The sequence below is a fragment of the Pseudarthrobacter sp. N5 genome (assembly GCF_050157035.1).
In the GTDB taxonomy this organism is placed as follows: domain Bacteria; phylum Actinomycetota; class Actinomycetes; order Actinomycetales; family Micrococcaceae; genus Arthrobacter.
Window position 1 is genome coordinate 2,085,053 of sequence record NZ_CP189593.1, and the last position, 12,798, is coordinate 2,097,850.

The 12,798-nt window shown below is 62.8% G+C and carries 10 protein-coding genes and 3 pseudogenes; 4 read left to right on the forward strand and 9 right to left on the reverse strand.

Translation table 11 applies throughout. The features are described 5' to 3' along the window. The 4 genes and pseudogenes from dctA to ACQCST_RS10090 all read right to left on the reverse strand — a co-directional run. A complete protein-coding gene (dctA, locus tag ACQCST_RS10075; protein WP_426995666.1) occupies positions 1 to 1,485 on the reverse strand; it encodes a C4-dicarboxylate transporter DctA in 1,485 nt (494 codons plus the stop codon). A 148-nt stretch (positions 1,486 to 1,633) separates the two neighbouring features. Continuing rightward, positions 1,634 to 2,731 carry a tartrate dehydrogenase gene (locus ACQCST_RS10080; RefSeq protein ID WP_426995667.1) on the reverse strand — a complete coding sequence of 366 codons (1,098 nt, stop codon included), beginning with the start codon at positions 2,729 to 2,731 and terminating at the stop codon, positions 1,634 to 1,636. A 112-nt stretch (positions 2,732 to 2,843) separates the two neighbouring features. Then, a complete protein-coding gene (locus tag ACQCST_RS10085; RefSeq protein WP_426995668.1) occupies positions 2,844 to 3,767 on the reverse strand; it encodes a LysR family transcriptional regulator in 924 nt (307 codons plus the stop codon). Between the two features lie 192 nt (positions 3,768 to 3,959). After that, positions 3,960 to 4,711: pseudogene (locus ACQCST_RS10090) on the reverse strand (IS256 family transposase); the annotation flags it as partial. 44 nt (positions 4,712 to 4,755) lie between these two features. Between ACQCST_RS10090 and ACQCST_RS10095 the strand changes: the two are divergent. Continuing rightward, positions 4,756 to 5,949 (forward strand): IS30 family transposase, encoded by a 1,194-nt coding sequence (locus ACQCST_RS10095; protein ID WP_426995669.1) that lies wholly within the window; start codon positions 4,756 to 4,758, stop codon positions 5,947 to 5,949. Between the two features lie 9 nt (positions 5,950 to 5,958). Here ACQCST_RS10095 and ACQCST_RS10100 read toward each other — a convergent pair. After that, positions 5,959 to 6,501: pseudogene (locus ACQCST_RS10100) on the reverse strand (transposase); the annotation flags it as partial. A 408-nt stretch (positions 6,502 to 6,909) separates the two neighbouring features. On the opposite strand from ACQCST_RS10100, the gene ACQCST_RS10105 reads away from it, so the two are divergent. After that, positions 6,910 to 7,374 (forward strand): phage tail protein, encoded by a 465-nt coding sequence (locus ACQCST_RS10105; RefSeq protein ID WP_426995670.1) that lies wholly within the window; start codon positions 6,910 to 6,912, stop codon positions 7,372 to 7,374. Between the two features lie 133 nt (positions 7,375 to 7,507). Here the strand turns inward: ACQCST_RS10105 and ACQCST_RS10110 are convergent, their stop codons facing one another. Next, the gene (locus ACQCST_RS10110) at positions 7,508 to 8,257 is read right to left on the reverse strand and encodes an ATP-binding protein (protein WP_426995671.1); all 750 of its coding nucleotides are present in this window, start codon (positions 8,255 to 8,257) and stop codon (positions 7,508 to 7,510) included. Then, on the reverse strand, positions 8,254 to 9,807 hold the full coding sequence (gene istA / locus ACQCST_RS10115; RefSeq protein WP_426995672.1) for an IS21 family transposase: 1,554 nt from the start codon (positions 9,805 to 9,807) through the stop codon (positions 8,254 to 8,256). The genes ACQCST_RS10110 and istA overlap by 4 nt, the downstream gene beginning before the upstream one ends. Positions 9,808 to 9,860: 53 nt before the next feature. Between istA and ACQCST_RS10120 the strand changes: the two genes are divergently transcribed. Together ACQCST_RS10120 and ACQCST_RS10125 are read left to right on the forward strand one after the other, a co-directional pair. Further along, on the forward strand, positions 9,861 to 10,040 hold the full coding sequence (locus ACQCST_RS10120) for a hypothetical protein (protein WP_426995673.1): 180 nt from the start codon (positions 9,861 to 9,863) through the stop codon (positions 10,038 to 10,040). A gap of 787 nt (positions 10,041 to 10,827) precedes the next feature. Continuing rightward, positions 10,828 to 11,133 carry a hypothetical protein gene (locus ACQCST_RS10125; RefSeq protein WP_426995674.1) on the forward strand — a complete coding sequence of 102 codons (306 nt, stop codon included), beginning with the start codon at positions 10,828 to 10,830 and terminating at the stop codon, positions 11,131 to 11,133. Between the two features lie 21 nt (positions 11,134 to 11,154). On the opposite strand, the pseudogene ACQCST_RS10130 reads toward ACQCST_RS10125, so the two are convergent. After that, positions 11,155 to 11,486 (reverse strand): annotated as a pseudogene (locus ACQCST_RS10130) (integrase core domain-containing protein); the annotation flags it as partial. Between the two features lie 44 nt (positions 11,487 to 11,530). Next, a protein-coding gene (locus tag ACQCST_RS10135; protein ID WP_426995675.1) for an IS3 family transposase occupies positions 11,531 to 12,693 on the reverse strand; the annotation gives its coding sequence in 2 pieces (ribosomal slippage) (positions 11,531 to 12,412 and positions 12,415 to 12,693; 1,161 coding nt in all). Between the last annotated feature and the right edge of the window lie 105 nt (positions 12,694 to 12,798).

A 12,798-nucleotide genomic window follows, 5' to 3' on the forward strand; every position in this document is an offset into this window, starting at 1 on the left:
TCAGACGGTTTCCGAGTAGGCGCGGCCGCGGTCCCTGGTCGAGGTGGCGTCATCGGCGGGTGTCGCGTGCTTTGGGCTGTCTTCCTTGGGTGCGTGGTGGCCGTGTTCGGTGAGGTCTTCCTCGATGTCGGTGACGTCGTCGAGGTGGATGGGATCCTGGGCGGGCATCGGTTCGACGATTTCTCCGGCGAAGACCCGGCGGGCTCGGTCCGCGTCGAGAGTCCGGTCCCACCACGCGATGAACAGGGTGGCGACGGCGTTGCCGGTGAAGTTCACCAGGGCCCGGCATTCGGACATGAACTTGTCGATGCCGAAGATGAGCATGATGCCGGCGGCCGGAATCGTGCCGATCGTGGTCAGTGTTGCGGTCAGGGCGATGAAGCCGCCGCCGGCGACGCCTGCTGCACCCTTGGAGGTCAGCAGCATGACCGCGAGCAGGCCCAGCTGCTGGCCGATGCTCAGGTCCGTGTTGGTGGCCTGGGCGATGTAGAGCGCCGCCAGGGAAAGGTAGATCGCGGCGCCGTCGAGGTTGAAGCTGTAGCCGGTGGGGACGACGAGGCCCACGGTTTCCTTCTTCACCCCGGCGTGCTCGAGCTTGCGCATCAGGCCCGGAAGGGCCGGTTCGGCAGTGGAGGTGCCCAGGATGAGCATGTATTCCTCTTTAAGGTGGCGGATCATCGTGAAGATGTTCAGCTTCAGGAACGCCATCACGGATCCGAGGACCACGACGACGAACAGGATGGAAGTGACGTAGAAGAGGGCGATCAGCCCGCCCATGCTGGTGAGCGAGGAAACGCCGTACTTGCCAACGGCGAAGGCCATCGCACCGAAGGCGCCGATGGGGGCTGCTTTCATGATGAAGCCCAGGATCTTGAACATGACCCCGGTGAGGCGCTGCACGCCGTCCAGCACCGGGGCGCCGACCTTGCCCATGGCATTCAGGGCGATGCCGAAGACCACAGCGATGAAGATGATCTGGAGGATGTCGCCTTCAACGAACGGGCCGATGATGCTGTTGGGGATGATGTGGGTGAGGAACTGCCACCATTCCTGATGCTGGCCGGCGTCGATGAGCTTCGCGGCGGACTCGGACGTCTTGATCGATCCTGCGTCGGCGTTGACGCCGTCGCCCAGGCGGAAGATGTTGATGGCGACCAGGCCGAAGATCATGGCGAAGATCGTGCCGACCTGGAAGTAGGTCAGAGCCTTTAGGCCCGTCATACCCACTTTCTTGAGGTCCGCGACGCTGGCGATGCCGCCCACGATGGTCAGGAACACGATCGGGCCGATGAGCATCTTCATCGAGTTCACGAACGTCGTGCCGATGGGTTCCATCGCGATGCCTGCGGCCGGTGCAAGCCAGCCGACTAGGATGCCAATGAGAATGGCGGTCAATACCCAGAAGTACAACTGCTTGTACCAGCGTGTCTTGCGGGCCGGGTTCTTTACTGCCGCGGCCCCGCCGGCGGTGGTGATGTGGTCCATGATTCCTACCTCGTTGTGGAATGTCGCTGGAATGGTGCTTGAAGAATGAAGGTGACGGAGTGGGCGGCGGCGGCAGTATGCTGCACCGCCGCCCATTCCGGGCTTTCTACTGACCGCCGGGATAGTCCCGGTTGGTCGCGCGATCTGGCTAGACGGCGGCCAGGGTGTGGGTGAGGGCCTTGATGATGGCCTCGGTGACGTCTTCGGTGTTGGCGTCGCCGCCGACGTCGCGGGTGAGGTGCCCGGCGCCGGTGGTCTGTTCGATGGCGGCCTCGACCTGGCGGGCTTCCTCGTGCAGGCCGAAGTGGTCCAGCATCAGGGCGGCGCTGGCGATCGCACCGATCGGGTTGCTGATGCCCTTGCCGGCAATGTCCGGGGCTGAGCCGTGGACCGGTTCAAACATGGACGGGAAGCGGCGTTCCGGGTTCAGGTTGGCGGAGGCGGCCAAACCCAGGCTGCCGGCCAACGCCGAGCCCAGGTCCGAGAGGATGTCGGCGTTCAGGTTGGAAGCCACCACCACGGACAGGTCCTCCGGCTTGAGGATGAACTTGGCGCTCATAGCATCCACCAGGACACTTTCGGTGGCCACGTCCGGGTAGTCCAGGGCGACGCGGTTGAAGACTTCGTCCCAGAGGACCATGCCGTACTGCTGGGCGTTGGACTTTGTCACCGAGGAAACCTTCTTCACGGTGCGGGTGCGGGCCAGGTCGAAGGCGAAGCGCAAGATCCGCTCGCAGCCTTTCTCGGTGAACAGTGCGGTCTGCAGGGCAACCTCGTTGCCGGGGCCGCGGCCGCTGAGGTTGCGGCCGCCGAGGCCGGCGTATTCGCCTTCGCTGTTTTCGCGGACAACAACCCAGTCAAGCTCGGTGTCATCGGCCTTGCGCAGCGGGGACTGGACGCCCGGGAGGAACTTGACCGGGCGGATGTTGGCCCACTGGTCGAAGTTCTGCGTGATGTTCAGGCGCAGGCCCCAGAGGCTGATGTGGTCCGGGACGTTCTCCCAGCCCACGGCGCCGAAGTAGATGGCGTCGAAGTCCTTGAGGGTTTCAAGGCCGTCATCGGCCATCATCTTGCCGGTCTCTTCGTAGTAGCCGCAGCCCCAGGGGAACTCGGTCCAGTCGAAGCCGAACTTGCCGCCGGAGTTCTTTGCCAGGGCGTCCAGGACCCGGCGCCCGGCGGAGACGACTTCCTTGCCGACGCCGTCTGCGGGGATCGATGCGATGCTGAATTTCTGGGTGGCGCTCATGTGCCTACCTCCTCGTTGAGTGTGTTAGCAGTGTCAGACTGCCCTTCCACTTCAAGTAGACGGTCCGGCATCACCCGGCGTCCAAGACCAAGATTCGATACGGCAAATAGGTTCAGCCTATCGATTGGTTCGGGCCGGCCTTCGATTCGGCGGCTGCCACGTGCAGGTCCGCGACCTTCAGGAAGGCCCGGGCCGCCGGGGTCAGGTCTTCCTTCCGGCTTAGGATCGCCACCTCCAGGTAGGACACGGGCTCGATCAGCAGTGTCCGCAACCCCGACCGGTGCGCCAACGGCGCCCACGACGAGGGCATCACCGCGTGCCCGACCCCGGCGAGCACCAGCGGCAAGATCGAGGTCCGGTGCGCTACCTCAACGACGATCTCCGTGTTCACGCCGTGAGCCAGCGCATCCTCGACCAGCCATCGCATCAGGGAACCGCGCTGGCTGGCGATCAGCCGGTGCCCGCCCAGATCCTCCCGCTGGATGGCCGGCCCGGGCTTGAAGGTGTCGGCCTGGGGGTTGACGATCAGGATCAGCGGCTGGCGCTCCAGTTCCAGGACATCGACGCCCGGCACCCTGATGGGCGTGGGGGAGCCGGCAAGTCCAATCTCGGTGCTGCCGCTGCGGACCGATTCGATGACTTCCTCCGGGGTGAACGCGGCGCTGACGTTCAGCAGGACGGACGTGTGGGACCGGGTGAAGCCCGCGATCATGGACGTCAGCGGCTCGATCCCGGGCGAGGGCATGGTGATGATGTCCAGGCGGCCGCTGCGCACGCCCCGCAGTGCCTGCACGGCGGACTGGGCGGCGTCCAGGTCCCGCATTACCAGCCGGGCCGGCCCCACCAATTCTTTGCCTGCTTCGCTGAGGACCGCCCGCCGGCCGATCCGGTGAAACAGCGGGACGCCCAGGTCCTTCTCCAGCCCGGCGATGGTCTGGGAGAGCGACGGCTGGGCGATGAGCAGATGCTCCGCCGCGCGGTTGAATCCGTCGTGGTCAACGACTGCCAGAAAATATTTCAGTTTTCGCGTATCCACTCCAGCTCCTTTACCGGTAGGGCCACTTGGGCTTCGGGGCACGGTCAAGACGCCGGCCCGAGAGGAACGAAGCGTGCTGCACTGAAGCCCAGATAGTCTACGCCTATCAGACGCATCGCATCTGACGTCAGTACAAGGCACACAAATGCAGGAGGGGGACTATCTCATTAACGGTGTATCCGGCATTTTCCTTTAGTAGTTTTCAGCTGCCGGGAATCGGTCGCTGAAAGTGATGGCGAAGGCGTTGAGAGCGGGCTTCCAACGCACGGCCCATCGGGTCCTGCCGGCACCGGTCGGATCGAGGGACCGGGTGACCAGATACAGGCACTTTAGCGCGGCCTGCTCGGTGGGGAAATGACCCCGTGCCTTCACCGCGCGCCGGTACCGGGCATTGAGCGATTCGATGGCGTTGGTGGAGCAGATCACGGTGCGGATTTCCACGTCGTAGTCCAGGAAGGGGATGAACTCCTCCCACGCATTGGACCAGAGCCTGGTTATCGCCCCGTACTTCTTGCCCCAGCGCTCCGTGAGCTCCTCAAACGCCGCCGGGCGGCCGCGGCATTCGGAGCCGTGTAAAAAGGCTTCACATCGCGCTTGAGGGCGTCCCAGTCCTTCTTCGACGCGAGGCGGAAGGTGTTGCGGATCAGGTGGATGATGCACGTCTGCACCGTGGTCAGCGGCCAGACATTGGACACAACCTCCGGCAGGCCCTTGAGTCCGTCACAGACCAGGAAGAAGCTGTCCTTCACGCCGCGGTTCTTGATATCGGTGAGTACGCTCATCCAGAACTTCGCGCCTTCACCGCCGGTGCCGGCCCACAGGCCCAGGATGTCTTTCTCTCCGTCCAGGGTGACGCCGATGGCGGCATAGATGGGCCTGTTGGCGACATGCCCGTCGCGGATTTTGACCACGATCGCATCAATGAAGATCGCCGCGTAGACCTGGCAGTTTCTAGTGAACGTTGCGAATCCCAGAGAAAGGGACTCGCATGCCCAGATACGCGTCGAACAAGATGCCGCAGGAGGTGAAACGCCGCTACTTCGAACTGATCCGTCAGGGGTTCTCGGGCTCTGAAGCCGCGCGCGAGGTTGGCGTGTCGCTAAGCTGCGGATCAAAGTGGTTCATCGAGGCTGGAAGCGTGACGGTCAACGAGCAGGTTCCGATCAGTTCCCGCTATTTCTCTCAGGACGACCGCATTGAGATGGCCGACGGACTCACCTCTGGTGAACCGGTGAGATCGATTGCCCTGAGGATTGGCAAGAGCTTCCAGAGTGTCTATCGGGAGATCGGACGCAATGGCAAACCCCACGGAACGTACCAACCGTGGTTTGCCCACAATCAGGCGCATCTGAAACGTCGCCGCCCGAAGCTACGGGTGTTCGAACACGACACTGCCCTTCGCCAGGTGGTGGCGGAGAAGCTCACCGCTCGTTGGTCGCCGGGACAAATCAGCCGCTGGCTGCGCCGCTGCTACCCGCTCAAGATCGACTGGCATGTGTGTGTCGAGACGCTCTACGAGGGCGTATATCGGGGCCTGATCTTCGGCGCCAACGCGGCACGGGACCTTCGCACTGGCAGGGCCTATCGGCACCGCCGTGGGCGGGGCAGATCCAAGGAGGGCGCCATGAAACAGTCCACGTCAATGCGCTCGATCCATACCAGGCCGGCCCACGTGGAGAGCCGGCGCCAGTCAGGCCATTGGGAAGGCGACCTCATCATCGGATCTTCGCAGCGATCTGCGATCGTCACCCTCGTGGAACGCAAGACGCGCTTCACCCTGCTCCTACGGCTACCTGATGACCATTCCGCCACCACGGTGGCCAACGCGCTCATCTCGGCATACTCGCGCCTACCTCTGCCCCTACGCCGCACGCTGACTTGGGACCAAGGCAATGAGATGTTCCAGCATCCCCGGATAGAGAAAGCCACCGGGTTGCGGATCTTCTTTGCCGACCCGCACTCACCGTGGCAACGCGGAACCAACGAAAATACCAATGGCCTGCTCCGGCAGTACTTTCCTAAGGGCACGGACCTGAACGTGTGGAGCCAGAACCAGCTCGATGACGTCTGCGATGAACTCAACGACAGGCCGCGATCCTGCCTCAACGACCGCTCACCACAGGGAGCCATGCAACGATTAGGACACCGGATACAAACACACCTAATTCGCAACGTTCACTAGAAACCGCCCCTCGTCCAGCGGCCGGTTCTGCCACTCATTCATCTCCTCGAGCACCTTGTCCGTGATCCGGGAAATGGTCTCCTTGGAAACGGAGGCCCCGTAGATCTCGGCGAAGTGCGCGCTGATCTCCCCGGTCGTCAGGCCCTTGGCATAGAGCGAGAGGACCATCTCGTCCACCCCGTTCAGGCGGCGCTGGCGCTTCCGGACAATGACCGGCGCGAAAGTGCCTTCGCGGTCCCGCGGAACATCAATCTCCACCGGCCCCGTGGTCTCCGTCAGCACGGTCTTGGACCGGCTCCCGTTGCGGGCATTGCCGGTCTGTTTCGCGGCGGTGTCGTGCTTCTCGTAGCCGAGGTGCTCAGTGAGCTCCTCCTCCAACGCGGTCTCGATGACCGTCTTCGTCAACTGCCTGAGCAGCCCGCCAGCACCCGTCAGGGACAGCCCCTGCTCCCGAGCCATCCTCACCAGCTCACGGGCAGCCTCAGCCTCGGAATTCTCGTTCATTTTCGCAGTGGTTTCCGCAGCCTTCACGGCATCCAGTGTCACCGTCATAACCAGCTCATTCCTGCCAGGCTCACTGCCTGGCGTGTCGAGCCGGATACACCGTTAATTCCACAGTCCCACCCACGGTGGCAGCTGCTCCTATGTCGGTGAAGATTTTTATGGGCTTCGAATCAGAGAAGTGATGGAACGCGTCAACCACCTTGACTTACCCGTGAACACCGCATCGACTTGGAAGCCGGGGCAGTCGAGCCGCTGGGGTGGCTCGTCGATTGGTGTTGGTGGTGCGGCAACTGCGGATCCCGTCCCTGCGAAAAGTCCAAGTCCAAGGGCGAGGGCGAGGGGTGTGTTCAGGGGTTTCATGAGGTTGCTCCTTCGTGGATGGCGAACAGTTCCCCCCTGGGTGCACAGCACATCGTCACGTTATCGTTGGTCCAACACATCAAATCAGGAGCGCCCATGCCGTACGTTGTTGACTTCGAGAACGTTTCTACTGTCGGCCTGGAATCGTCTCCGGTCGCCGAGCCATTAGCTGGGTTACGCGCCAACGAGGGCCGCTACTACCGCAACAAGTACGACCATGTCTTCACCGTTAGCCCTGCAAGCGAGGTTCCGGAGGTGGTCGACCGGGTGAGCCGCATCCTCAGGGACGAGCGCGACATCGTCATCGGCTCCCGCCCGCTCGAAGCAACCGCCTTCGAAGTCGACGGTTTGCGGATGGATTACGTGTTCTACGAGTCGGGGCTGTCGATCAACGTCATGTACAGCATCGAGGACGGCGGAAAGCGAGCGGTCGGATTCAAACTGGCCGAAGGCATGGAGATTCCAGAGGAACTGGCATCACGTTTCAAGTTCGCCCGCCAGAAATCAAAACTGGCAGGCGTTATCCGCGGCTCCTACTTCGTGATCAAGGGCGAGTACTGATCCGCTAACGCTCCTGGTTGAGTATTTGAAGCTTTGAGCGCCACCTGTTCGTGCGGTTCAGCGCCGGGGTTCGTGCGAGAGAGCGCCAGCGGTCGCGTTGCCTTGGCGCCGCTGACGCCCTCCGTGACAGTTGCTAGGCGGTTGCGAGTGCTGTGTGTTCGCGCATGTTGTAATTGCCTGTCTCGACCCAGATCGTGTTGTGGATGATCCGGTCCATGATTGCGTCGGCGTGAACGCCGGAGCCGAGCCGCTGGTGCCAGTCCTTCTGCGAGTACTGGGTGCAGAACACCGTGGACGTCTCCCCGTAGCGGCGTTCCATCAGTTCCAGCAGCATGGTGCGCATCGATTCCGTGGGCCGATCCAGCAGCCACTCATCAATGACCAGCAGGGTGAATGCCGCATACTTGCGCAGGAACTTGCCGGATCCGCCAAGGGTGTCTTGGGCGGCGACCCAGGCTTCCTCGAGGTCGGGCATGCGGACGTAATGCGCGCGGATGCGGTGTTCGCATGCGCGTTTAGCGATCGCGCATCCCAGGTAGGACTTCCCCGACCCGGTGAACCCTTGGAAGACAACGTTCTGCTGCCGGGCCACGAACGAGCAGGTGCCGAGCTGGCTCAGCAGCGGCCGGTCAAGACCTCGCTCGTCGAGGAGGTCGATGCGGCGCAGGTCAGCGTTCGGGTAGCGCAGCCCCGCCCGCCGGATCAGGCCGGTGACTTTGGCATGGGTGAACGACGCGTAGGCGTCATCGACGACCAGCCGGAGGCGATCTTCGAACGGCAGGCTGATGCTCAGCGTCTCGCCTTGAGTATCTATGGCCTCCAGCAGCTCGCCCGCGTTCATCTCCCGCAGCTTGCGTTTGGTTTCCGTGTCCAGGCGGCTCATCGGGTCCCTCCTGCGTAGTAGGAGCTGCCGCGCACGTATCCGCCATCTTCGTCATCAGGCTCCTCGACGTGCCCGGTTTTGTCCTGCCCGGTGTCCAGGATCGGCCGCAGATGGGCGTAACGGGGCGATCGTATCGGACCGCGCAGCGCGAGCTGGCATGCGGCTTCCACCCGGGCTGGTGAGAACCTACGAGACAGGCGCAGGACCGCCAGGGCTGGGTCGTAGCCGGCTTCCTCAATGCGGACAGACTCGAAGATCTTCTCGATCACGGTCCCGGTCGCCGGCCCCATCCGTAACGCCCAGGCGTCGATCCGGGCCCGGTCCCAGGCTTGCCAGCTGTGCCCCTCGGGAAGGTCGGCTTCGTTCGTCCGATACTGGTTCGTCGTCGTCACGGGCAGCAGCAGGTGGCTGGTCAGGCGCTCATCACCCCGATAGATCTCGAGCATGGTGTCCGTGAGGCGAAGATCAACATGCGCGCCGATGTGGGTGAACGGGACGGAGTAGAAGTTTTTTGCCCAGACCACGTGTCCGTTCCGGCCTACTTTGCGCCCATATGTCCAGGTGCTGATCTCGAAAGTCACCGCCGGCAACGGTTGCAGCAGCGGCTTCTCCTCGGCCGTGAACACGCTCAGCCGGGAGCCCTCCCGCTTCTGGAACGGCTGTCGGTTGTAGGCATCGATCTGCTCCCGAATCCGGGCCCGCAGCTGCACCAGGCTGGTGAACTGCTCCTGCCTCAGACCCGCAATCACCCAGGTGGCGACGTGGGAGACAGTGTTTTCGACGCTGGCTTTGTCTTTCGGGTGCCGCACCCGGCCCGGTAGTACCGCCGCCGAATAATGCGCCGCCATCTCGCGATAGGCGTCGTTGAGGACGACTTCGCCCTCGCGCGGGTGAGAGATCACCCCGGTCTTGAGGTTGTCGGGGACGATCCGCGGGACCGTGCCGCCAAAGCATGCGAACATCGCCGCATGCGCGCGCAGCCACGACTCCTGCCGCATATCCAACGTCGCCTCCACGAACGCATATCTGCTGAACGGCAGGCACGCGACGAACAAATACACCTTCGAGACCTCTCCCGTTGCCGGGTCAACGAGCTGCATCGTCGGCCCGGACCAGTCGACCTCGACGCTGCGGCCGGCCTTATGGCCGACCCGAGACGACGCGCCAGTGACGTTGGCGTAATCGCCGTAAAGCCTGCAGAACCGGTCATAACTCATCGCCGCTTGCCCGGCCCGACTGCACCCGTCGAGATACTCCTGGTGCAGCAGCTTCAACGTCACCCCAACCCCGGCCAGCTCACGGTGCACCTGAACCCAGTCCGGCTGCGCGAACACGCTCTCCCGCACCCCGCGGCCGGGAAACAGTTCCAGATACACCTCGCCCTCAGGCTTCTCCGCAACATCGTCCCAACCGAGCCCGAGCTGATTCGCGGCATCGATCACCGCCTGAACGCTGTGCCTGGACATGCCCTGAGCGAGCGAGATCGCTCTGCCGGACAGGCCCTGGTTACGCAACTGCAAGACGAGCTTCGCCTTGATCTTCCGTACCATTACCGGTACTCCTTCCACCACGTGGCCCTCACGCAGTGGAAGGAGCTTTTCAGGTGGCGCTCAACCACACCAACACTGGCGCTGACCAGCGCAAACCGTGGGCCCGGACCCCGGCGCTAACCCGCACCACACATGGACCCCTCAAGAACGAATATTCACCTGGTGTGGTTTTCGCCGTCTTGTTGACGGAATACTTAGTCCTCACACTTGCCGCCGCGATTGTGCGGTGGTGATCGATCCGGGCATAGCGCCGCTGCTGGACCGACCATCTTCATCCACAGGCCACAAGGGCCAGCTGGCCTTGCACAGCGGGGGTCAGGACCGGCCGCGTCAGCTTGCGCCTTTGAGGTATGGCTGTCCATGACGTCCTGCTTGGAAACCTGGCTTCCAGGCTCTGCAGGTTGGCCGCGACGCATTCCGAGCAGCGACTTTTGCCCGAAGACCGATTCAGGGAGTCCTCTGCGGTGTTTGGCGTCAGGAGGACAGTCGAACGCACAGGCCCGGGCCTTTTGTGCCTGGCGCAAACTCAACGTTGGTCGGCGTCCGCTGCTGCGTGGAGGCCGACAACCAGGCTGCGGAGGCTACCGGAACTTCCTCGAAAACGATACGCAACTACCGATAATAGACCTTATGCAAGGTAATTTGCTTGTAGCCTCAAGTAAAATCGAGTCTTTCACTCTACTCGATATCTTGAACTACGCACCTCAGAATCGAATCTGTCCTTCGGCGGAGAGCACAACGCCACGGCCACGAACGCGGCAGCTCCGGGTCTGGAATCGGGCGGATTCGACTGCTACGGCCCGGAACAATCCCCGTGCACGCGGCACGTAGGTAACCAGCAGGTCAACTACACCACCCGCAGAGGAACAGACCAATAATCATCGTCCAAGGCGCCCGCGGCGGCCGGGCCGGGCCGGGCCTCCCGACGCAGCACCGGATCACCGTCAGCCTCGAGCTCTACCCGGATGACGCTGGACGGCCTATCGTGGTCCTGACACAGCACGAGAGAAAGGAACGAAGATGTTCACTCTGCAGATAGGCTATCCGGTCCGGGACTACGGGGCATGGAAGAAAGTCTTCGACAGCGATCCCGCAGGCCGCGCTGCCTCGGGCGCCCGGTCTATCCGGGTGTTCCGGGATACAGACGACCAGAACAGCGTGGTCGTGCTCCTTGACTTCGACACCAAGGATGCTGCGACCGTCTTTCTGGAACGGCTGCGCAGCGAGGTGTGGGATAAACCGGAGGTGATAGGACAGCTGATGTCGGCATCGCCGACAGCTAGGATTCTGGAGGAGGTGGCCCGCGAGGGTCAGGCCGCGGGCTGAGCGCTTGGTAGTTGAGGTGTGTCAAGGATGTGAGACAGTCGCGTAGTTTCGGTTTGGCCAAGCGGCCGCGGGTAGCGGCTGCTTGTTGGTGGTGAATTTCACCATTGCTGTTGCTGGCGGCAGGCCGGCGTTGTTGGTGTGGGGACGCCAGCGGTTGTAGAAGACCTCGATGTAGCGCATGGTCGCCCGGCGGGCGTCCTGGCGGGTGGCGAAGCTGTGGTGGTGGTAGAACTCGTTTTTCAGGGACGAGAACGCCGTTCGGCGACGGCATTATCCCAGCACACCCCGGTGGCGCCCATCGACTGGCGGACGCCGTTGCCGGTGCACCAGGCACCCATTTCCCGGGAGGTGTATGGGACTGCTGAAGGTTTAGTTGACAGCTGGGGTTGATAATTTCTTACGCGGCTGGTGCCGCGTTTTTTATTGTCTCAAACTCGATGGGTGTCGGCCGTCCGAGGGCGCGCTGACGGCGTTTGCGGTGGTAGCTGCGTTCGATCCAGGTCGTGATGGCGAGCCGGAGTTCGGCCCGGGTTTCCCATCGTTTCCGGTTCAGGACGTTCTTTTGCAGCAGGGAGAAGAACGATTCCATCGCTGCATTGTCACCGCATGCCCCTACTCGGCCCATCGATCCGCTCAGTCCGTAGGTGTTCAGTGCCAGGACGAACTTTCTGGATCTGAACTGGGACCCGCGGTCGGAGTGTACGACCGTGCCCGCCGGTTTCCTGAGGGCCACGGCGTGGTCTAGAGCGGCGACGGCCAGTGACGCTTTCATCCGCCCGTCCATGGAGTACCCGACGATCCGGTTCGAGTGCAGGTCCTTGATCGCGCACAGGTACAGCTTTCCCTCCGCGGTGTGGTGCTCGGTGATGTCCGTCAGCCATTTCCGGTTCGGCGCCGTGGCGCTGAAGTCCCGTTCGATGAGGTCATCGTGGACTGGCGGGCCGGCCTTGAGTCCTGACCGGCGCCGGCGGTGGATCACCGAGAGGATGCCGTTCTGAGAGCACAGCCGCCATATCCGCCGTTCACTGGCCACCGGGCCGGGACCAGCGTTGATCTCATCGGCGATGAACCGGTACCCGAAGGCAGGATCGTCGCGGTGGTGATCGATGGCGGCGTTGATCAGGTGCGCTTCTTCCCAGTCCCGGTCCGAAACGGGGTTGGCGGCCCACTGGTAGTAGGCCTGTCTGGAGAAATTCAGTACCCGGCAGGACACTGCCACGGGAACCCTGATCGGGGCGTCCCTGGCAGCCAGCTCGCGGACCAGCGGGTACATCATTTTTTTGGGTTGATGTCCCGGGACAAGTAGGCCACGGCACGGCGCATGACTTCGGCTTCCTGTTCCAGGAGCCGGATGCGTTTGTTGGCCTCCCGCAGCTTCGCGGTGTCATCGGACACGGCGCCGGACTTCACCCCGTCTTCTCTGTCGGCGATCTTCATCCAGCGGTGCAGGGCAGCCGGTGAGACACCGAAGTCCTTGGCGATCTGCGTGATGGGCGCTTCGCCCTTGCGGGCAACCGCAACGACATCGCGGCGGAACTCTTCGGGAAAGGCTTTGGGCATAATGAACATCCTTCCACCCGCAAGGATCAAATCCTCACAGGCAAAGTGTCAATCAAACCTTCAGTAGTCCCAACGTCTCTACTCCGCGCGTGAAGAGCAGGAGGT